Genomic DNA, 22,169 nt, shown 5'->3' on the forward strand with positions numbered 1-22,169 from the left:
CGATACATGAAGCTCTATGCGGCCGAGATTCACTAACGAGAATCAGGTCTCGGCCAAGGATCGAGTCCCGGATCGGAGTGCAGACAGTTCAGTGGGCGATTCGCGCAGACCGCCAACTCTAGGGAGTCTTCAAAGGTGGAACCAAGCTCCCAAATCCAACCCATGCCAGCAGCAACCACCCTCCCCCCAGCTTCTACGAAAACGCTTGAATAACTGAGCCATTCACCGATGGGGAAATAGTCCCCACCGAGAACACTCTCCACCTCTGCTGCTAGATCACGCTGACCTGATCCAGCGGCGATGGGATCGAAATTGTAAGGCTCGTCATTGCTGAAGTTCGGGCCGACTCGATTTACCGGCTCGATTGAGAGTCCCCCCATCGCCGCGAGAATTCCCTCTGCCAATGGATGGGACCGGTATCCTTCACCCTCCAGCGGCAAGACCCATTGACCTGGGTCAACCTTCCTGTCTGCGCTCCATCCTGACGCAACAAGCGCCCCAAGCAGATCCTCGCTGAGCGAGCCGAAGCGAATCAGAGACATCAGTTGATCTCCAGGTCTTCCAGCAGTCGGCCACAACGACCACAAGGGTGAGCCGGTTCACCATGCCCATCCGTATTCGATGTTGGCATGGAGTTGTTCCGCGTCCTCACGGTTCGCATGGTTCCGCCCCTGATGGCCTCGGGACCCTCAGCCGCCTGGGCCTGAATGAGACAGTGCACCTCTGCGCATCCTCCATGATGCCCTGTCCGTTCGAGCGCATCCGCCAACGGCCCTTCCACCTGCTGGCCATGCTTATTGCGGCCGTAGTACTTCGCCCCTGAAGGAGACGTGTACTCGGAGGTAAACTTCACCCCAGATTCGTTGCGAACGCTGTCGGCATAGTCGCCCAGATTGCAGTTGTGAACGAGGACCGGCGTGGCGCCCGCCAGCACATAGTACGTATGGACCCCAGCAACCGTCAGGTTGTGAACAGTCGCGTCCAGTACCGTCGTCCGTTCGACCGCCGTGATCTGTACCCGGGTGCCGGCCGAGGTCTGTAGCCAGTTGCCCTTGTCCAGGTCGGTGGCGTCGAGCCATTCGTTCAGTTCGGGGACCCAGAACGGGTGGTTGTCGGTGGCGGTGACCGAGGCGGTGTGGTCGCCCTTCTCGCCGTCGAGATCGAGGGTGAGGCGGACCAGGTGCTTCAGGCCCTGGCCGCGGATTTCCGCGGTGACGTCCTGGGATGTGGTTTCGCCGGTTTCCGGGTCGGTGGCGAGGACCTCGTCACCGATCTCCACGTCCTCGATGGGTTTGGTGGAGCCGTCGGCCATGAGCACGAGGGTTCCGGGGACGAAACTGTTCTTGCAGCGAATCCACTGCTTGACGTTGTCGAAGAGCTTGCCGGCGAGCTCTCCGATGCGGCGCACGAGTGCTGCGGCCTTGTCCCAGTTCCTGAAGTCCAGGCCGTACTTGACGGCAAGTTTCCCGGCCAGTCCGCTGGCAAAGCTCAGCGCGATGTTGACCGCCGTGGACCCACAGGACCCCAGGGCCCCCGTGGTGAAACAGTCCAGCGCGTCCGTGATCCCCAGTTCGTCCGCCGCGATCTGGGCCAGTTCCTTCGCCACGGCGATGGCGCGCTGCTTGGCGGCGTTGGCCCGGTCCTGGTTGACGCGCTTGGTGTACTGGGCCGGGGTCTCCTTCGGCTTCTGCACCCCGTAGTACGTGTAGTAGGTCTCCGTGGGCTTGACGGTCCAGCCGCCCTTCTCGCCCTTGTACTGGCACGAGATGCCGACGTGTATGCAGTCGTCGGGGGCCAGGCCGTCGGGGTCGGAGAAGGTGACTGGGTTGTTGAGGCCGTAGGCGTAGCCGTTGATCTGCTGGGGATCGGTGTAGTCGATGATCGGGTCCGCCGAGAGGAAGCGGCCGGTCGTCGGGTCGTACTGGCGGGCTCCCATCTGGAGGAGGCCCGTCGAGGGGTCGTTGACGGCGCCGACGAAGCCCCGTTCGTTCGGCCATGCGGAGACCTCGGCGGAGCGCTCGTCGCGGGCCTGGCCGAACGGGTCGAGGCGGCGGCGCTGGAAGTCGCCGGTGGCCGGGTTCACGGCGACCTCGGCGGTGCCGTGGTGGTCGCCCGCCACGAACATCAGGCCGTTCTTGTCGCGCGAGGCGACCACCGTGTTGTTGAAGGTGTAGTACCGGGTGCCCTCGACGGCCTTGGTCTTGGTGTCGAGCCGCAGTTCCATGCCGGGCAGGTACAGCGTGGTCTGCCCGGCCGTCTTCCGCAGAATGCGGCCGCCGGCGTCGTCGTAGGTGTAATCGGTCCGGGAGCCGTCCGCCTCCTCCGCCGTGGCCAGCTTGCTCTGGGCGTTCCAGGTCAGCTTCTGGGTGTCGCCGCCGATGACCCGGGAGGTGGTGTTGCCGGTCGCGTCGTACGTGTAGGTGTCCTGCGAGCGGACGGCGGGTTCGGTCTCCGAGGCGTCGGTCTCCGTGACGACCTTGGTGACGTGGTGCGGGCCGGCGTCGCCCTCGCCGTAGGTGTAGGTGGCGCGGGACTCGGGGTCGCCTCCCACGGCGTGCCGGGTGACCGAGGTGCGGTTGCCGGTGACGTCGTAGCCGTAGCTGTGCCAGTAGGGAGCGGTGCCTCCGGCGGTGTCGGCCGTGGGGCCGCCCTTGCACGCCGCGTCGGCCGCGCCGGTCCCGGCCTTGCCGTCGGTGAGGGCGCGGGAGGTCCATGCCTCGGTCATCCGGCGCAGGCCGTCGTAGGTGAAGCACTGGGCGTCGGCCATGTCCGACCCCGGCTTGTCCACGACCGACTGGACGTTGCCCGCGGCGTCGTAGGTGTACGTGCCGTCGTAGGCGGGGCCGCCGCCGGCGCCCTCGATGCGGACGGACGCGTTGTTCAGGCGCTTGGTACCGCGCTCGTAGGCGTAGGTGAGCCAGGTCTTCTTGTCGGCGGCCCGGCCGGTGTGCAGGACGAGCTGCTCCAGCTGGTTGGTCGGGGAGTAGACGGCCTCCGGCACATAGGTGCCGCCCGCGAGCGAGGTGTTGAGGGCGACCGGCCGCTGGCTCTCGTCGTACTGGTAGGAGACGGATTCGGCCGGGAGCCCGCCGACGGCGGGGTAGCTCTGGCTCTGGAGCGTGCCGTCCGCGTAGTACTGGGTGGTGAACTCGTACTTGTCGCCCAGCTCCGGCTCGACGGCCTTGGGGACGGTGAACTGCGTCCGGGTCGGGCGGTACATCTCGTCCAGCTCGGCGTTGACGACGCTGTTCTGGAGGACTCCGCCCTTGTACGCGAACCTGCCGTAGACCTGGCCCTTGGCCACCGTGTCGTAGGTGGTGACGGTCAGCCGCTCGCCGGTCCCGGCGGGGCCGTTCCACGTGCCCTTGACCCGGCCCACCACGTCGTACTCGGTGGTGGTGGTGTTCTTGCGCGAGTCGGTGACGGAGATCTGCCGGTCGAGCTTGTCGTAGCCGTAGGTGGAGACGCCCACGTCCGGGTCCTCGGTGCGGATCTTCCGGCCGCGCTGGTCGTACCCGTACGTCCAGGTGTCGCCGTCCGCGTCCGTCACCTTGGCCAGCTGGCCGGAGGGCGTGTGGGCGTACTTGGTGGAGACGTAGTCCGCGGCGGGCCCGCTGGGCTGGGGGGAGGCACCCTTGTACTGGCGCAGCTCAACGGTGCGCTCACGGGCGTCCGTGAGGGTCGTCGTCGGGGTCTGGCCCTCCGGCGGGTCGACGTGGACGCGGTCGCCGCCGTAGGTGTACGTGGTCCGGTTCTTCTCCTCGCCCTCGACCCTGAAGATCGTGGCGCGGGTGCGTCCGGCGCCGTCGTACTCCGTGACGGTCTGGGCGTCGATGTCGGCGTTCTTGGGCGTGAAGAGCTTCCCGGAGGGGGCCACGTCCGCGAAGTAGGTGTCGTTGGCCCTGATCACGCGGCCGGAGCCGTCGTAGTAGGTGTCGGCGATCAGGGCCTTGCCGTCCTGGCCCTCGCCCTGGACCTGGCGCGGGCGCATCATGCCGTCGTACAGGGCGTACTCGTTGCCGTAGGTGGTGCCGTCGGCCTTGAGGCGCTGGGTGCGGACGTAGCTGGTGCCGTCCCGTCGCACGCCGTAGCTGTACTTGAGCGAGGGCGTCATGCCGGACGCCTTCTTGCGGTCCGGAAGCCAGACGGAGACCAGGCGGCCCAGGCCGTCGTAGGCGAGGTCGGTGCGCTTGCCGTTCTGGTCGGTCTGCACCACCGGGTGGCCCCATTCGGGGGCGTATTCCGTGGTGTTGGTCCAGCCGAGCGGCCCTGTCTCCTTCTTGGCGGTGCCCAGGCCGTTGGTGTCCGTGTACGTGGCCGTGGTGGCAGTCCCGGCCGCGTCCGTGGCCTTCAGGGGGCGGCCGTAGTCGTCGTAGGTGCTGGTGCTGACCGTTTCGTAGGTGGCGGTGGTGCCGGAGTGCTCTGCCAGGCGCTTCTGGGTGGTCGGGGTGCCCTTGGTGGGGGCGGCCCCCAGGGTCGTGCTGCCGTCGTAGTAGGTGAGGTTGTCGGAGATGACGTCCCTGGCGCGGTCCGGCGTGGTGCCGCAGTCGACGGCGAGGGTCTCGACCCGGGAGGTCAGGTTGTAGATGTGCTTGCCCGGGTTGTCCGCGTACTCGGTACGGGTGCACTGGTTGTCGGACACGCCGGTCTCACCGAGGTCGGCGACCTGGACGGGGCGTCCGGTCCTGTCGTCGTGCGTGGTCACCGACGCGGTCTGGCGCCAGCCGCCCGAGGCGAGCTTGGTGTAGGTGTCGGTGCGCTCTTCCCGGGTGAACCGGGCGTAACGCGTGCCCCAGTCCTCCTTCCGGGTCGCGGTAACCTTCGTCCAGGGCGTGGTGACCGACCGGGTGACGACCTCCTCGCCGTCGTACTGGGTGGTCTGGAGTTCCAGGCCCGACTTCCAGTCGCTGTCGGTGTGGCTGACGCCCAGGGCGTCGGTGACCTTCGCCTCCCGGGTGCCGCCACCGGGCTGGCTGTCGCCGTCGAGGCCACGGAAGAAGACGTGCTCGGTGATGCCGTTGGACGGGTGATTGGTGCCGTCGGAGGTGGTCACCCGGACCCGCTCGTACCCGCGCCAGTCGCCCCAGGTGAGGTACTTGCTCTCGGTGAGCCCGTCGGAGCGGTTCTTCCGCCAGCCGGCGTCGCCGAGGTACTGGTAGCTGGTCACCTGGTCCGGGGAGCCGCCGACCAGGTCCTGCTCGATCACGGAGGAGACGGCGTACTTGTGGAACCAGTCGGTGATGGGTTCTTCCTCACCGGGCGGGTTCCACTTCACCGGGTAGCAGCGGACGGTGGACTTGCCTTCGGTGGGCAGGTCACCGGCGGCGCACTCGCGTCCCGCGTAGTTGACGCTGAGCATGCTGCCGGCCTCGCTCTCCACCCCGGAGAGCCGGAAGCGGTGGAAGGCCTGGATGTTGTCCCGCTGCTGGTCCACCCGGTTGGGAAGCTGGGTGCCGTAGAGCTTCACCGAGGGCAGCTCTACGGTGGTGCCGGCCTTCCCGCTGTGGTCGATGGTGTTGAGCCACAGGGACCTGGAGCCGTCGCCGTTGTCCGTGAGGAGGTGGCCGAACTTCCAGGTGTCCACGTCCTTGTAGCCGGTGGTGCCGGACCGGATCTGGGTGGTGACGGCGGTGAGCTTCTTGCGCGTCCAGAAGGTCGGGGAGTTCTGCCCCTTGCACTGGGTGTCGACCTTGCAGTTGCGGTCCCAGGGGACATCGGGCCAGTCCGCCGCCGTGTCGTCCTTGAGCGCTCCCGGCGAACAGTCGGTGAGGTCACCGATGCAGCGCTCCGCCGTGTCGAAGACGACCCGCGCGGCGGCCGGCACGTCGTACGCCTTCTGGTCCCGCAGTCCGTACTCGGCGCGCTTGAGGTAGCCGCCCCGGTGGTACGCCTTGCCGTTCTCGCCGGTCTTCAGGCCCTGGGTGTAGTAGTTGGTCTCGGTGCCGTAGTAGTAGGCCATCGCGCTGCCGCGTGGGTCCACGACGTAGTCCAGGTTCCACCGCCACGCCTGCTTGCAGTGCGAGGTCTCGAAGGTGGAGGCGTGGCAGGGCTCGTTGGCGTCGTCGCCGTAGACCGGGACGGTCCAGGCCGATTCGGTCGCGGTGTCGCCGCTCTCGTAACCCGGGAGTCGGTTGAGGCCGAAAAGGTACTGGGTGCCGTCGGTGGCGGTCAGCTTCCAGTGCTCGCCGTCGTTGTCGCCGTTGGTGGCGCCGTCGAGCAGCTCGATCTTGCTGAAGTCGTCGGAGGCGACCCGCCACTCGTCCGTCTCGTCGTCGAGGATCAGCTCACCGGAGGCCCCTCCCGGTAGGGAGATCGTGGCGTTGTGGTGGCCCCAGCACTGGTCGCCGTACGTCTCCTTCTGACCGTCGTCCGCACATGCCTTGTAGCGGCGCTCGATGTAGCCCGGCTCGTAGCCGAAGCCCTGCCCGACCCAGCTGCCCTGGTTGTTGGTGGCGGCTGTCTGGCCGTCCACCGACTGGGAGTTGTAGGAGAAGGAAATGCCCGGGACGAGGCCGCCTGGCACCGGCGGGACGCTGAGCGGGTAGGACCAGTTGAAGGCGCCCGAGGAGTTGGACACGCTCCACTGGGACGAGGGCTTGAGCGAGGTGGCGGCGAAGTCGCCCTGGGACCCCGAGTCCCCTGCCACGGCGGCGAAGACCTGGGCCCCCGTGGCAGGAGCCACCACGTCGGCGGTGAGGGTGCGGGCGGCCGGATCGTTGGTGGATTCCAGCGGCCGGGGCGTGGCGCACTTCTCCTTCTCCGGTGTGGTCAGGGCACAGGCCGGAAGGCTGACCATCCGCAGGCGGGAACCGTACTCGCCGCCGAACCGGCCGGTGAAGTCCTCGTAGTCGAGGGTGACTTCCACCGGGCCGGCGTCCTTCTGCCCGTCGGTGCGCTCCACCGTCATGAGGGCACCGTCCACGCCGAGGCGTTCGGCCGGCCCCCGTCCGAGCACGGAGAGCCGTACGTCCGCCGGGCCGGCCGAACCGTTCCGGCCGACAGTGAGAGGAGTGCCGGCGACCCGCGCGGGCTTGGCCCCGAGCGCCGTCTCGACCCGGGCAGTCTTGGGCCAGGAGCTGCTCTCCGCCTCACGTACCGCGGACTTGGCGGCGCGGTCGGCCGGGGGGCGCTTGGCGAGCTGGTGCTTACCCTCGACCGGGTCGTCCAGGGCTGTCTGGGTGCTCGGCCTTCCCGAGGGCTTCTCCTCCGCCTCCGCCACCGGGGCGAACTGGGGCAGGAGTCCCACGGACAGGGCGACGCCCAGCCCCAGCAGGGTGGCGCGTCTCAGGGTCAGGGGCAGCCCTGAGGTACGCGGGCGGCGCCGGAACGGCGAAGGCATGACAGCTCCCGGTCTCGGGTGAAGCGGGTGGGGGTGAGGTGCAGGGGCCCGGGGCCGCGACGGACGCGGCCCCGGGTTTGCGTGGACGGAGCGGTCAGGTGACCGTGTCCTCCACGCTGGATCCCGCCGGGAGGCCGGCGACGGTGGGAATCAACGCGGCGTCCAGCGCGCCCCGGAAGACGCGTACCTCGTCGAGGGCTCCCGCGAAGGGCTTGGCCGTGGCCGTGCCCTGCTGGGTGCGGCCGACCTGGAGGCTGGTGGTGGTGAAGTCCCAGGCGTTGTCCCAGGGCACCTTCAGCGCCAGGGTCCCGTTGACGTAGAGGGCCACGTCCCCGAAGACCGCCGAGTAGACGAGCGCCAGGTGGTCGCCGTCGCCACCGGTGCTCGGCAGCACGCCGGGGGCCGATGCCGTCGAGGTGACGGACCCCCCGTCCTTGTCCGTGGTCGTGACCTGCCACCGGTCGGCCGTCGCCGAGTAGGTGACGTCCACGGCACTGCCGCTCGCGCCGTGCAGGGCGAAGACGGTCTGGTCGGCTCCGCCCGCGGAGGCGAGGCGCGCCCTGGCGGTCACCGTGAAGCTGTCCTCGGGTGCGAGGAGCCCGGCTTCCCGGGAGGCATGGCCCCCCGCTCCGTCGAGGGCGAGGTGTCCGTCGCCCCAGAGCGGCGGCGACGCGGGGACGCAGGTCGGGTCGAGACCGGGGTCGCAGGAGTCGTCCTGCCGGTAGATGACAGCGCCGTTCGCCAGCTTCAGCGGCCGTCCGGTCCCCACTTCCGGCGAGTCGGTTCCCGCGGCCTCGTCGAGTGCCCAGTAGCCGAGCTGGGTGGCGGAGACTCCGCCCAGGTCCTCGCCCTCGGCCTCGGGAACCACCCGGTCGTAGACCTTCACGTCGGCGAGCGCGCCCTTGAGGTTCGCCGTGTACCCGTCCGGTGCCATCTTGCGGCCGAGCTGCACGGGTCCGTCCGCCTTCCAGACGGTGCGCCTGGCCTGCACGTCGTCCTCGATGAGGTCACCGTTGACGAAGAGGCTGAGCATGCCCGTGTTGCTGTCGTAGACGCCGATCAGGTGGGTCCAGCTGCCCGGGGCGGCGGAGGCGCCGGACACCTTCCACGTGCCCATCGTCTCCATGTCGGTGACGGGGACCCGGAAGGTCCAGGACTCGGTGTCCACGTCGTAGCCGAGATCGAAACCGGGCTGACCGGTGCCGTCCTGGCTGACCAGCGTCAGGTCGTCCTTCGGCCGCTCGGGCAGGTTGACCCAGGCGCTGACCGTGAAGGTGCCAGAGGTGTCGACCGCGGGCTGGGCGGATTCCAGGTAGGCGTCGGCCGATCCGTCGAAGGAGGCGGCCACGTCGGTCGGTCCGAGCGGGCCCTCGGAACCGAAGGTGACTCCCTTGCCGGGGACGGCACTCGGCGTCTCGCCGATCCCGGACGCCGTGGCGGAACCACGCGGGTCACCCAGCGACCAGCCGGCCCTGGGGGCCCGGCCGTCGGCGACGAGGAAGGTGTGGGCGGTGGTGGTCACACGGGCGTTGCCGGCCCCGTCCACCGCCTTGGCCTCGACGTACATCGGCCCCTCGTCCGGCGGCATCCAGTGCACTGACACCGCCCCGCCGGTCTTGGCCGGGCGCACGGTCCGCCAGGTCTCACCCCGGAACCGGATGCGGTACTCGGCGGTGTCGGCGGAGGAGGAGGCGAACGTGAAGGTGCCGTAGTCGCCCACCCCCGCGTGCCACTCCTCGTCGTCCGGGTAGCGGTCCGAGGTGATGACCGGCGCCTTGGGGGCTTCGTTGTCGTAGATGAACTCACAGCGGGTCGCGTCCCCGGCCAGGCTCCACGGGCCCCAGGCGGAACCGTCGTTCCCGCGTACCGCCCAGCCGACGACGACGTTCTTGGGAACCGTGAAGCCCGCCTCGCCGTCGCCTGCCAGGTCCGACCCGACCACGTAGCCGAAGGTGGCCAGCCCGGTCTGGGTACTGCCCGGAGCATTGCGCGTGCTCACCGGCTTGGTGGTGGCGAAGTGCTCGTACTCCTTGCCGTCCTTCGTCCAGAAGACGCGGAACTGGGCTTTGATGCTCTCCGAGTTGCCCTCGACGTCCCCGTGGTCGAGGTCCTTGATGGAGGCGCGCAGTTTGGGGGGCTCGGCGACGTAGTGGTCGTCGGCCTTGCCGTACTCGCAGGCTCCGCCGGGCGCCATGGTGAGGTCGCTCATCGCCGGCTGGAGCGGCGGACGGTTGTAGGTGACCTCCAGGTGGGCGTTGCCGCAGAACCGCTTCCAGTAGGAGTAGTCACTCTCCGAGCCGGCCTTGAGGCGGAAGGTGGTGGTGCCCCATCCGCTGTCGGCGGCCTTCTGCACGGTGCTCTTGACGTTGAACCGGACGTTCTGGTTGGTCCGGGTGCAACTGCCGGCGGCGTTGCTGGGGGACTTGCTGTCGATCAGCTCCTTCTGCGACGGCTGGTTGCCCCAGTTGGTCGACGAACTGATGGCGCTGCCCCCGGCGGAGTTGACCCGGCCCAGTTCCACGGCCTTCCCGGAGGAGCTGTACGTGTGGACCATCGTCACGGCGAACTCGGCCGAGACGATGTCCTTCCCTTCGAAGCTGCCGGTGGGCATCGCGAAGAACTGACGCTTGACGTCGTTCCCGCTCGCGCACTGGTACGACACGTCGGCTGGGCAGCGCCCCACCCCTTCGTGGTCGTCGAACTTCCAGAACTCGGCGGAGGAGTGGTGTGAGGAGACCATCGTCCAGCCCGACCGGCCGGCGGTGCGGACGACGGGGTCGATGTAGACGGGGTAGACGGTGTCCTCGCCACGCAGAAGTGCCTCGTCCGGCGTGAGGCTCATGGCCTCGCCCGCGACCTCCAGGCCGACGTCGGACACCCGGCCGCTCTCGTGGGCCTCGACCGGGTCACCGCTGGACTCCTCGGAGCGCTGCCCTGCGGAGCGTTTCGCCGCGGAGCCCGGCGTGGCCTCTGTGCTGGAGTCCCACATCACCGGCTGGGCCGCCTCGAAGACGACCCCGCCCGTTCCCTCGTCGACGGCCTGGAGGCCACCGTCCTCAGTGGTCGCGATCCGCAGGTCGCGCGTGCTGAGACCGATGTCGATCTGGTCGAGCGCGGGTTGCCGCGCGGCCTCGGGGCTCTTCACGACCAGTACGTGGGACAGTCCCTCCGGGTCGGCGGTGACCCGCAGGTCCACGCCGGGCAGGACCTCCGCGTAGACGGCCGTCTCCCCTTTCACCTCGGGTTCCGGCAGTGCCTGGGGCCAGGAGAGCACGAGCGAACGGCTCTCCTTGCCCAGCACCGCGAAGGAGCGGTCGCCGCCGCCGGAGAGGGAGATCGCGGCCGGCGTGGCGACTGTCTCCAGCCGGCCGCCGGTCCCGCGCACGAGAGTGGCGTCGATCTCCGTCCACTTCCCGTCCTTCATCGTCCGCACGGCCTGCGCGTAGGTGCGGGTGGTGAAGGTGCCGTCCGGGTTGGCCACCGTGTCACTGCGCTCGTCCCGCAGCGCCGTCACCTCAACTGGCTCCCCCGCCTGGACGGCGGCGTCCCGCGCCTCGTCGGCGCTCGTCTGCCGCGCGGCCGGTGCGCTGTCGGCGGTGGCGGGCGAGGGGCTGACCCCGCCCGGTCCGAATGCTCCGGAGAGGAGCATCAGCGACAGGCCGACCACGGTTCCCCGGCGGAGCCGGGCCTGCCGGTTCTTCCTCACGCTCTTGGTCATCCGACCGCTCCGAAGGTACGACCGGTGTCCGCGACACCGTCCTGGCCTGGCTTGAAGACGCGGACGCTGCCGGCCGCACTGGTCTCCAGCACGCTCCACGGCACCTGGAGGAGCAGCCCCTTGGCCGATCCCGACGCCTTGCTGTACGGCACGCCGACCCAGAGGTTGGCGCCGCCGGAGGTCAGCGACGCCCCGGTGTAGTCGGCGGCCTCGGCGGGCCCGGGGAGGGGGCCGTCGGCGGCACCCAGAGTGAGTACCCGGTCGCGGGTACCCGCGGCGGCGTCCAGCGGCCGGAACAGGTGGACGGCTCCGGCGTCCTTCTTGGTGGAGACCTCGCGCCCGGGAACACCCACCGCCAGCCAGACCGCGTTCGGCTGGGTGACGGCGTCCGTGCCGGTGTTGGCGAGGGCCACCCGCTGTCCGAAGTGGTCACCCTGCTTGGCGACACCCTCGACGTTCTCGCGCTCCGCGTCGACGGCCAGCGTCTCCTGGTACGTGCCGTCCGGACGCACCCGCACCACGTGGGCCGACCCCGCGCCCGCCACGGAGCCGATGGCCTCCCCGGGAGCGCCAATCGCCAGCAGGGCGTCGGAGTTGTAGGTCTGGTCCGCCGGACGGTAGGGCGCCATGTCCAGCGAGGTCCCCAGAGCGTCGCCGGCTTCCGCCTCGCCGGAGAGCCCCGCACCGAGGTCGCCTTGGTCCAGGCCGACGAGTCCGCGCGGAACACCGTTGGCCACGGTGTGCGAGAAGACCGTGGCGGCACCCGCGAAGGCGGTTCCCTCGCCGATGGTCTCGCCCGGAGCGCCGACGGCGAAGAACCGGTTCGTCGACGTCAGCGAGTAGCCGAACCGGTCGTGCGCCTCGACGACTCCGGGGACCCCGGTGTCGTCCTGATTGACGGTGTACCGGGTGCCGCCGACCTCGTAGTGGATGCAGCCCGCGTCGGCGTAGTCCTTGCCGCCGCTGGTGACGTTCTCTCCGGGGACGCCGATGACCAGGAACGGCTCTCCGCCCGATGTCTCACCCGCCTCTACGGCGAACCCGAAGCGGTCGTACTCCTCCGTGGCGGTGCCGGAGTCGTACCGGGACTGGTTGTACTCGGCGACCCGCGACCCCATCCCGCTGGGAGCGCCGTACACGACGTAGACGGCACCGGCGTCGCGCAGCGTCTTGCCGTCCTTCTCGATGTCCTCGTAGGGCACACCGACGATCAGGTCACTGCATCCGTCACGGTCGAGGTCGGTCCACGTCCGGGCGAAGCCGAACTGGTCTCCCCGCTCGGGGGCGGCCTTCATCGCCGGCATCGCCTGCGAGACCTCCAGCGCCCCCTTGCCGCCCCCGAAGACGACATGGACCGCGCCGGCCCGCGCGACACCGTCCACGGTCGCCTCGGGGTCGGAGGCGAGAGTGTCGGCGACACCGTCGCCGTTGAAGTCCGGGCCGACGCCGCCCGTGCACCCGGCGGCTTCCGCCGGGGGCGCGCCCCCGAGCCATCCGGAGACGGCGATCAGCCCCGCTACGAGGAAGACCGCCCCTCGTCCTCCACCTCGCGCTGTACGCACGCCCACCCCTTGACCGAGTCCCCCACCGACCGCCCTTAGCGACCACAGAGAGTCGCCATCCACGCACCGGACGTGGCAGAGCGGAGATCAGGAGACGGCCAGGTGACAGGAACTGTCAAGAACCGGTCCGTATTGCCCGGAAATGACGACGGATCAGAATCGCACAAGGGCGACCAGTTGCCGCTTCCACACAAAGAGCGCATGCGAACCACAAACATGAAGATCTCTTGACCTGCGCGTGAAGGTAAGTTGAAAATCTTCACAGCGGGATTCGGCAGAAGCTCCCTTCCCGTTCCGGAGTGGATTTCTACCCCGAACTTCTACATAACTGTAGAAATAAAACGGACGCGAACTGCGGAGGAAAGACCGCTGCCCCGCGCTCCTCTTCCGGAGCACGGGGCAGCACGTACCGGTCCTATCAGGCACTCCCCGCCGCCGACCCCCTTCGCTCGAACCGGCTCGGGAATGGCAGATACGTGTCGAGGAAAGTCCGCAGCTCCCCGGCGACGCGCTCCTTCTCGCTCTCGGGCGTGTTCACGTCGTTCAGGCAGAAGGAGTCGAAGCGCCTGGTCGCGAGCAGGTCGTCCATGCGCTCGCGGGCGTCCGCGCGGGCCACGTCGACATAGCGGGTGCGGTACTTGCCGGGCACGGCCCGCCCGGTGAAGAAGGCGTGGTGGTGGTGGAGTGAGGCGCCCATCGCGATGTCGTCGACCGCGCGGAAACGGGAGCGGCTGGTGGACCGTACCGCCTCCTCGAACTCCGTCTCGATGTCCCGCATGACGGAACGTATCTGCGGATGCGGGGTGTGCATGAACTTGTGGGTGATGAACCGGGCGTGACGCTCCCACAGCAGCGCCCGGACGTTCTTACCGGCGGAATTCGGGGCCGGCTCGTCCGGGTGCGGCGCTCCGAGACCGTACTGGAACGGGGAGAAGGGCAATTTGGCCACGCCATTGCCGTGGAAGAAGTGACCGGCGGTGACCGGGCGGCCGAAGAAGACGTCGTCGTTCAGGTACAGGTACCGCTCGGAAAGCCCCTCGATGTGGTGGAGCTGCGTACCGATGGCGTGGGAGTTGAAGACGGGCAGCGCGTCGCGGTCCGCGAAGATCTCCCGGTGGTCCACGACCCTGATCCCCGGCACCGAGGTGTCGAGCCATGACGGCACCTGCCCGTCCGTGACGACGTAGATGTCACGGACGAAGGGCGCGTACGCCTCCAGCGACCGCAGTGAGTACTTCAGCTCGTCGTGGCTGGTGTAGCGCGAGGCACCGGTCTCGCGGGAGTGGATGGCGGAGGCGCTCTCCCCGCGGAAGGCGGCCCGCCTGGCGGCGAGTTCGGGGTCGTCGCCGTCCACCCACGTGTAGACGACGTCCACCGGGAAGTCCACCGCTTCGAGGCCGGGCCGGTCGAGGTCGGCGAAGGTCGGGTGATCGGTTCCGGCCACCCGGCGCTCGACCGTGACGCGGGCCTGCGCCGGCACCGTGTCCGTGACCGGGTTGACCCTGGGCGCCACCAAGGCCCCCGGCAGCAGGGCCTCCGGCAACTGGGTGCGGAGGGAGGCGATGCGCGCCGCCGCCCGGTCGGCTGCCGGGTCGTCTCCTTCCCGGCCGGCCAGCAGGTCCTCTCCCCGCTCCCAGAACTCGACCTCACAGCCGTAGGACAGATCGGCGAGCACCTGCCCGGACGGCCCGAGCAGCACTTCGCCGAAGGCGATGGCCGACTGCCGCTTCAGCCCCGCGGGCAGAGCCCCGTCCGCGTACAGGGAGGCGGACGGGAGTCCGGCCTTCCTCCCCGGCTCCCAGGTGTACACGGGTGACACCGCGTACAGCTCCCGCATGGCCGTGAGGAATGCCTTGCGGTTGGCGCGGAGCATGCCGACGACGTGCGCGGCGGCTGTCCCGGAGGGGACCAGGAAGTAGTCGACGCCCGCCTTCCTGCACGCCGCCGCGACGAGTTCCAGGTTGTGCGCGGCAGCCGCCGCCGCGCTGAAGGAGGTCACCTTCCGCCCGTAGTACGTGCCGCCGTCCACGGCGAACTCGACCACGTCGGGGTCCTTCTCCCGCAGAGCGCGCCGCCGCTCGGCGATCCTCTCCGCCTTCCGCCTCTCCTTCTCCAGGCGCTCGCGTTCCTCCGCCTCGGCCAGGGCCGCCTCGCGGTCCCGGGCGCGTTCCTCCTCCCTGGCCGCGCGGACCTGGGACGGAAGGAGTCGTTCGGCTGCCAGGGCTATCCGGGAAGACATCGGCGCGAGGCACCTCTCTCGGCGGGGGACGGACTCACGGCATCGGTCGCGGCGGAGTCCCGGCTCCGGCCTCTGCCGACACGCGCCCGGTCACGGCGCGCGAGCGCCTCGTTCTCCGCACACCTTTGTACGAATGGTAAACGCGGCATTTCCTTCTGCCGTACGGGTAGTCACCCTCACCGCAGAGCCCGGACCCTCACCCCTGCACCACATCCGGCGCCCCCAGCCGCGCCGCGTCCGCCGTCAGGTCGTCCGGCTGGCGTTGCGACTCGCGTTCGGCCTCGACGCGCATCTCGTAGTGCGCGACCTCGTTGTCGATCCGCTCCTGGTCCCAGCCGAGGACGGGGGCGACCAGTTCGGCGCACTCGCGGGCGCTGCGGGTTCCCCGGTCGAAGGTCTCGATGGAGATGCGGGTGCGGCGGGTGAGGATGTCGTCGAGGTGGTGGGCGCTCTCGTGGGTGGCGGCGTAGACGATCTCGGCGCGGAGGTAGTCGTCGGCGTAGCGCAGCGGTTCGCCGAGGGAGGGGTCCTCCGCAATGAGCTGGAGGAGTTCGTCGGTGAGGGTGCCGTAGCGGTTGAGCAGGTGCTCGATGCGGACCACGTGCAGCCCGGTGCGGGCGGCGGTGCGGGCGCGGGCGTTCCACAGGGCCTGGTACCCCTCGGCGCCGAGCAGCGGGACCTCCTCGGTGACGCAGTCGGCGACGCGCTGGTTGAGCCCGCGCACCGCCTCGTCCACGGCGTCCTTGGCCATGATCCGGTACGTCGTGTACTTGCCGCCGGCCACCACGACGAGCCCGGGCACCGGATGGGCCACGGTGTGCTCGCGGGAGAGCTTGCTGGTGGCGTCGGACTCGCCGGCGAGCAGCGGGCGGAGCCCGGCGTAGACGCCCTCGACGTCGTCGCGGGAGAGCGGGACGGCGAGGACGGAGTTGACGTGTTCGAGGACGTAGTCGATGTCGGCGCTGGAGGCGGCCGGGTGGGCCTTGTCCAGGTCCCACTCGGTGTCGGTGGTGCCGACGATCCAGTGCCGGCCCCAGGGGATGACGAAGAGGACCGACTTCTCGGTGCGCAGGATGAGCCCGGTGGAGGAGTTGATGCGGTCCTTGGGGACGACCAGGTGGACACCCTTGGAGGCGCGGACGTGGAACTGGCCGCGCTCGCCGACCATGGCCTGGGTGTCGTCGGTCCAGACGCCGGTGGCGTTGACGACCTGCTTGGCGCGGACCTCGTACTCGCCGCCGTGCTCGACGTCGGTGACCATGGCGCCGACCACGCGTTCACCCTCGCGGATGAACCCGGTGACGCGCGCCCCGTTGGCGACCTTGGCGCCGTACGAGGAGGCGGTGCGGATCAGGTCGAGGACGAAGCGGGCGTCGTCCATCTGGGCGTCGTAGTACTGGAGGGCGCCGACCAGGGCGTCCTTGCGCAGGCAGGGGGCGACCCGCAGGGCGTGCCGGCGGCTGAGGTGGCGGTGGGTGGGCAGGCCCCGCCCGTGGCCGCGGGCCATCGCCATGCCGTCGTAGAGGGCGACGCCGGCTCCGGCGTAGAGGCGCTCCCAGCCGGCGTGCTGGAGCGGGTAGAGGAAGGGCACCGGCTTGACCAGGTGCGGGGCGAGCCGCTCCAGGAGCAGGCCCCGTTCCTTCAGGGCCTCCCTGACCAAGGCGAAGTCGAGCATCTCCAGGTAGCGCAGGCCGCCGTGGATGAGCTTGCTGGAGCGGCTGGAGGTGCCGGACGCCCAGTCGCGGGCCTCGACGAGGCCGGTGGCCAGGCCCCGGGTGACGGCGTCCAGCGCCGTGCCCGCGCCGACCACCCCGCCGCCGACCACGAGGATGTCCAGTTCCCGTTCGGCCATCGCGGCGAGCGCCTCGGCCCGCTCGTCCGGTCCCAGTGTGCCTGTCCTCACCCGTAACCTCCCGTGACGTCTGCCTGATCCGGACTGGTCTGGTCTGGTGCCGCGGCGGGACGGGCGGATGCTCGCGGCCGGGGCGGGCCCACGGCCCTCGTGTTCCCGTTCCCCGGGCGGCCCACGCGTGGCCTCCCGGAAACCCGCTCCCTCTGCCCGAATTCTGACCCGCTTGTCCCGTATCGGCCACCGCCGGGGTGCGGGAGGGGCACCTGACCGGCGGTACGCATGCCACCCCTGCGGGCCGACATGCGCGCGATCCGACATCAATACCGCATCTCGTTCATATGTATGCCTAGTCTGACATTCACGCAGGTCCGCGCCGGTCCAGCGGCACCTCGGGGAGCCCGGGCCGGCGCGTCCCGCGCCCCCCTCGACGCCCGGCCCCCTCGAAGGACGGTCCACCGCCATGCCCGCAGACCTCGCCGTCATCGGACTCGGCTCGCACGGCCTGCCACTCGCGCAGGCCGCCGTCGGCGCGGGCGTCGACACCATCGGCTACGACCCGGACCGCGCCCGCGACCTGGCCTCGGGCCGCCTCCCCGGCACCGGCGCCGAGGGCGCGCTGACCGCGGCCGACGTCCGCCGGATGCTCTCCGGCGGCTTCCGCCCCACCGCCGACCCGCGCGAACTGGGCCGGGTACGGACCGCCGTCATCTGCGCCCCCGCGCCCGCCGGCCCCTCCGGCGGCGTCGACCTCGGGCCGCTCGCCGAGGCCGCCCGCGCCCTCGCGGCCCGCCTGCGGCCGCACACCACGGTCATCCTGGAGTCCCCGGCGGGCCCGGGCACCACCGAGGAGTTCCTACGCCCCCTGCTGGAGTCCGGCTCGGGCCTGACGGCCGGCCGCGACTTCCACCTCGCCTACTCCCCCGGCCGCACCGACCCCGGCAACCGCACCCACGGCTACGCCGCCACCCCGAAGGTCATCGGCGGCCTCACCCCGGCCTGCACCGAGTCGGCCGCCGCCTTCTACGGCCGCCTCACCGACAAGGTGGTGCGCGCCCGGGGCCCCCGCGAGGCCGAGACCGTGCACGTCCTGGAGACCAACTACCGGCACGTCAACCTCGCCCTGGTCAACGAGATGGCGGTGCTCTGCCACGACCTCGGCGTCGACCTCTGGGACGTCATCCGCTGCGCCGAGACCAAGCCCTTCGGCTTCCAGGCGTTCCGCCCGGGCCCCGGCGCCGGCGGCCACGGCCTCCCGCTCGACCCCAGCTGCCTCCCGCACGCCGACGCCACCCCGGGCAACGGCCTGCGCATGGTCTCCCTGGCCCGCGACATCAACGCCCGGATGCCGCAGTACGTCATCCAGCGCGCCACCCAGCTCCTCAACGAGCACGGCAAGTCCGCCCGCGCCGCCCGCGTGCTGCTGCTCGGCGTCACCTACAAGCCGGACGTCGCCGACCAGCAGGGCGCCCCGGCCCAGGAGATCGCCCTGCGCCTCACCGAGCGCGGCGCCTCGGTCAGTTACCACGACCCGTACGTCCCGCACTGGTCGCCGGCCGGGCGCCCGGTGCCGCGCGCCGACTCCCTCTACGAGGCGGCCGCCGAGGCGGACCTGACGATCCTGCTCCAGAACCACCGCACGTACGACCTCCAGGGCCTCGCCGTGAAGGCGCAGCTGCTCCTCGACACCCGGGGCACCACCCCGGCGGGCGCGGCCCACCGGCTCTGAGCCGTGTCTCCGGCCGGCCCGGACACGCCGCTGCCCGGCACTCCGCGAGGGGGTGCCGGGCAGCGGGGCGTGCGAGAGCGGGGCGGTCAGCGCTTGTGGTGCGAGTCCGCGACGGTGACCTCGACGCGCTGGAACTCCTTCAGCTCGCTGTAGCCGGTGGTCGCCATCGACCGGCGGAGCGCGCCGAACATGTTCATCGAGCCGTCGGGGGTGCGGGACGGGCCGGTGAGGATCTCCTCGGTGGTGCCGACCATGCCGAGGTCGACCAGCTTGCCGCGCGGCACGTCCTCGTGGACGGCCTCCATGCCCCAGTGGTGCCCCTTGCCGGGCGCGTCGGTGGCGCGGGCCAGCGGGGAGCCCATCATCACGGCGTCGGCGCCGCAGGCGATGGCCTTCGGCAGGTCTCCGGACCAGCCGACGCCGCCGTCGGCGATGACGTGCACGTACCGGCCGCCGGACTCGTCGAGGTAGTCACGGCGGGCGGCGGCCACGTCGGCGACGGCGGTGGCCATCGGGACCTGGATGCCCAGCACGTTGCGGGTGGTGTGGGCGGCGCCGCCGCCGAAGCCGACCAGCACACCGGCGGCACCGGTGCGCATCAGGTGCAGGGCGGCGGTGTACGTGGCGCAGCCGCCGACGATGACCGGGACGTCCAGCTCGTAGATGAACTGCTTGAGGTTGAGCGGCTCGGCGGCGCCGGAGACGTGCTCGGCGGAGACGGTGGTGCCGCGGATGACGAAGATGTCGACCCCGGCGTCCACGACGGCCTTGGAGAACTGGGCGGTGCGCTGCGGGGAGAGCGCGGCGGCGGTGATGACGCCCGCGTCGCGGACCTCCTTGATCCGGCGGCCGATCAGCTCCTCCTGGATCGGCGCGTCGTAGATCTCCTGGAGGCGGCGGGTGGCGCGCTCCTCGTCCAGCTCCTCGGCGATCTCGTCGAGCAGCGGCTGCGGGTCCTCGTAACGGGTCCAGAGCCCTTCGAGGTTGAGCACGCCGAGGCCACCGAACTCGCCGACGCGGATCGCCGTCTCGGGGGAGACGATGGAGTCCATGGGGGCGGCGAGGAAGGGAAGCTCGAAGCGGTAGGCGTCGATCTGCCAGGCGATCGAGACCTCCTTCGGGTCGCGGGTGCGGCGACTCGGGACGACGGCGATGTCGTCGAATGCGTACGCCCTCCGGCCGCGCTTGCCGCGCCCGATCTCGATCTCAGTCACTGGGTGGCCTTTCCTGTGGGTCTCAAGTCCATCAGTATCCCCCGCCCGCACGCCGAGGAGGCGGCCCGGTGTCCCGGGCCGCCTCCTCGACCGTGCGACGGGTCAGCGCTTGGCGGCGTAGTTCGGCGCCTCGACCGTCATCTGGATGTCGTGCGGGTGGCTCTCCTTGAGCCCCGCCGAGGTGATCCGGACGAACCGGCCGTTGCGCTGCAGCTCGGGGACGGTGGCGCCGCCGACGTAGAACATCGACTGGCGCAGACCGCCGACGAGCTGGTGCACGACCTGCGCGAGCGGGCCGCGGTAGGGCACCTGGCCCTCGATGCCCTCGGGGACCAGCTTCTCGTCGGAGGCGACGCCCTCCTGGAAGTACCGGTCCTTGGAGAACGACTTGCGGTCGCCGCGGGTCTGCATCGCGCCGAGCGAGCCCATGCCGCGGTACGACTTGAACTGCTTGCCGTTGATGAAGAGCAGCTCGCCGGGGGACTCCTCGCAGCCGGCCAGCAGCGAGCCGAGCATCACCGTGTCGGCGCCGGCGACCAGGGCCTTGGCGATGTCGCCGGAGTACTGGAGGCCGCCGTCGCCGATGACCGGGACGCCGGCCGCCTGGGCGGCGAGGGAGGCCTCGTAGATCGCGGTGACCTGCGGGACGCCGATGCCGGCGACGACGCGGGTCGTACAGATGGAGCCCGGGCCGACACCGACCTTGACGCCGTCGGCGCCGGAGTCGATGAGCATCTGGGCGCCGTCACGGGTGGCGATGTTGCCGCCGATGACGTCGACGCCGGAGCTGTTCGACTTGATCTTGGCGACCATGTCGCCGACCAGGCGCGAGTGACCGTGCGCGGTGTCGACCACGATGAAGTCGACGCCGGCGCCGATCAGCGCCTGGGCGCGCTCGAAGGCGTCGCCCGCCACGCCGACGGCGGCGCCGACCAGCAGGCGGCCCTCGGAGTCCTTGGCGGCGTTCGGGTACTTCTCCGCCTTGACGAAGTCCTTGACGGTGATGAGGCCCTTGAGGACACCCTCGTCGTCGACGAGCGGCAGCTTCTCGATCTTGTGGCGGCGCAGCAGCTCCATGGCGTCCACGCCGGAGATGCCGACCTTGCCGGTGACCAGCGGCATCGGCGTCATGACCTCGCGCACCTGGCGCGTACGGTCCGACTCGAAGGCCATGTCGCGGTTGGTGACGATGCCGAGCAGGCGGCCCGAGCCGTCGGTGACCGGCACGCCGCTGATGCGGAACTTGGCGCAGATCGCGTCGGCCTCGCCGAGGGTGGCGTCCGGGTGCACCGTGATCGGGTCGGTGACCATGCCCGACTCGGAGCGCTTGACGAGGTCGACCTGGTTGGCCTGGTCCTCGATGGAGAGGTTGCGGTGCAGGACACCGGCGCCGCCCTGGCGGGCCATGGCGATGGCCATCCGCGACTCGGTGACCTTGTCCATCGCGGCGGAGAGCAGCGGGACGTTCACCTTGACGTTCTTCGACAGGCGTGAAGTGGTGTCGATCTGGTCGGGCGCCATGTCCGACGCGCCCGGCAGCAGCAGCACGTCGTCGTAGGTCAGCCCGAGTGTCGCGAATTTCTCGGGCACTCCGTCGACGTTTGCAGTCATGACACCTTCCCCAAATGGCCTTGATCGGTGCGGATGTCCATGCTAACGGGATTCTGCCCGCTCCCATTCCACTCCGGGGAGATGAACGGGATGGCCCCGGACACATGTGTCCGACATCTCCCCGGGACTTCCGCGGGACTTCTGCCCTCCCGCCGCCCCGGCTACTGCTCCGCCAGCGCCCGCAGCCGGCTCAGCGCCCGGTGCTGGGCGACCCGGACCGCGCCCGGTGACATCCCCAGCATCTGGCCGGTCTCCTCGGCGGTGAGGCCGACGGCGATCCGCAGGAGGAGCAGTTCGCGCTGGTTCTGCGGGAGGTTGGCGAGGAGTTGCTTGGCCCAGGCGGCGTCGCTGCTGAGCAGGGCGCGCTCCTCGGGGCCGAGGGAGTCGTCGGGCCGCTCGGGCATCTCGTCGGAGGGGACGGCGGTCGAGCCGGGGTGGCGCATCGCGGCGCGCTGGAGGTCGGCGACCTTGTGTCCGGCGATGGCGAAGACGAACGCCTCGAAGGGGCGCCCGGTGTCCTTGTAGCGCGGCAGGGCGAGGAGGACGGCGACGCAGACCTCCTGCGCGAGGTCCTCCACGAAGTGCCGGGCGTCGCCGGGCAGCCGGGAGAGGCGGGTGCGGCAGTACCGCAGCGCCAGCGGGTGGACGTGCGCGAGCAGGTCGTGGGTGGCCTGCTCGTCACCCTCCACCGCGCGATGGACGAGGCCGCCGATCGCCGTCGTCTCGTCGTCACGCATCGGTCCATGGTGCCTTGGTGCCGAACGATCCGGGACATCGCGTCCCTCGTTGTGCACCGAAGCGTTATGAGCAGGTGCGCCGGACCTCATCGACTGCGCCCTCCCCTGCCGCTCGACCGACTCGTTCCCGAGGAACTCCACCCCTCAAGGATGCGGCATCGGCGCGCGAAC

The 22,169-nt window shown here is 70.3% G+C and carries 10 protein-coding genes; 1 reads left to right on the forward strand and 9 read right to left on the reverse strand.

Annotation, left to right across the window (positions count from 1 at the left end; genetic code table 11):
- Positions 1 to 32 precede the first annotated feature (32 nt).
- From IF45_RS34340 to IF45_RS0101205, 6 genes are all read right to left on the reverse strand, one after another.
- On the reverse strand, positions 33 to 542 hold the full coding sequence (locus tag IF45_RS34340; protein WP_078842822.1) for an SUKH-3 domain-containing protein: 510 nt from the start codon (positions 540 to 542) through the stop codon (positions 33 to 35).
- Positions 542 to 7,339, reverse strand: a complete 6,798-nt coding sequence (locus IF45_RS0101185) for an RHS repeat-associated core domain-containing protein (protein ID WP_051720659.1) — start codon at positions 7,337 to 7,339, stop codon at positions 542 to 544. Before IF45_RS0101185 ends, IF45_RS34340 begins: the two co-directional genes overlap by 1 nt.
- 94 nt (positions 7,340 to 7,433) lie before the next feature.
- Positions 7,434 to 11,057 carry a LamG-like jellyroll fold domain-containing protein gene (locus tag IF45_RS0101190; RefSeq protein WP_030304938.1) on the reverse strand — a complete coding sequence of 1,208 codons (3,624 nt, stop codon included), beginning with the start codon at positions 11,055 to 11,057 and terminating at the stop codon, positions 7,434 to 7,436.
- Positions 11,054 to 12,619 (reverse strand): integrin alpha, encoded by a 1,566-nt coding sequence (locus IF45_RS0101195; protein WP_234344601.1) that lies wholly within the window; start codon positions 12,617 to 12,619, stop codon positions 11,054 to 11,056. Before IF45_RS0101195 ends, IF45_RS0101190 begins: the two co-directional genes overlap by 4 nt.
- Positions 12,620 to 13,037: 418 nt before the next feature.
- The gene (locus IF45_RS0101200; protein ID WP_030304941.1) at positions 13,038 to 14,858 is read right to left on the reverse strand and encodes a stealth family protein; all 1,821 of its coding nucleotides are present in this window, start codon (positions 14,856 to 14,858) and stop codon (positions 13,038 to 13,040) included.
- Positions 14,859 to 15,054: 196 nt separating this feature from the next.
- On the reverse strand, positions 15,055 to 16,761 hold the full coding sequence (locus tag IF45_RS0101205; protein WP_010638737.1) for a glycerol-3-phosphate dehydrogenase/oxidase: 1,707 nt from the start codon (positions 16,759 to 16,761) through the stop codon (positions 15,055 to 15,057).
- A 409-nt stretch (positions 16,762 to 17,170) separates the two neighbouring features.
- On the opposite strand from IF45_RS0101205, the gene IF45_RS0101210 reads away from it, so the two are divergent.
- Positions 17,171 to 18,436 carry a nucleotide sugar dehydrogenase gene (locus IF45_RS0101210; RefSeq protein ID WP_003948564.1) on the forward strand — a complete coding sequence of 422 codons (1,266 nt, stop codon included), beginning with the start codon at positions 17,171 to 17,173 and terminating at the stop codon, positions 18,434 to 18,436.
- An 86-nt stretch (positions 18,437 to 18,522) separates the two neighbouring features.
- Here the strand turns inward: IF45_RS0101210 and IF45_RS0101215 are convergent, their stop codons facing one another.
- The 3 genes from IF45_RS0101215 to IF45_RS0101225 all read right to left on the reverse strand — a co-directional run bounded on the left by IF45_RS0101215 (position 18,523) and on the right by IF45_RS0101225 (position 21,998).
- Positions 18,523 to 19,650 (reverse strand): GuaB3 family IMP dehydrogenase-related protein, encoded by a 1,128-nt coding sequence (locus tag IF45_RS0101215; RefSeq protein ID WP_003948565.1) that lies wholly within the window; start codon positions 19,648 to 19,650, stop codon positions 18,523 to 18,525.
- A 102-nt stretch (positions 19,651 to 19,752) separates the two neighbouring features.
- Complete coding sequence (gene guaB / locus IF45_RS0101220) at positions 19,753 to 21,261, reverse strand: IMP dehydrogenase (protein ID WP_003948566.1); 1,509 nt, start codon at positions 21,259 to 21,261, stop codon at positions 19,753 to 19,755.
- 161 nt (positions 21,262 to 21,422) lie between these two features.
- Positions 21,423 to 21,998: a sigma-70 family RNA polymerase sigma factor gene (locus IF45_RS0101225; protein WP_003948567.1), complete on the reverse strand. Its 576-nt coding sequence runs from the start codon at positions 21,996 to 21,998 to the stop codon at positions 21,423 to 21,425.
- Positions 21,999 to 22,169 lie beyond the last annotated feature (171 nt).

It is taken from the genome of Streptomyces albidoflavus (genome assembly GCF_000719955.1).
GTDB classification, from domain to species: Bacteria; Actinomycetota; Actinomycetes; order Streptomycetales; family Streptomycetaceae; genus Streptomyces; species Streptomyces albidoflavus.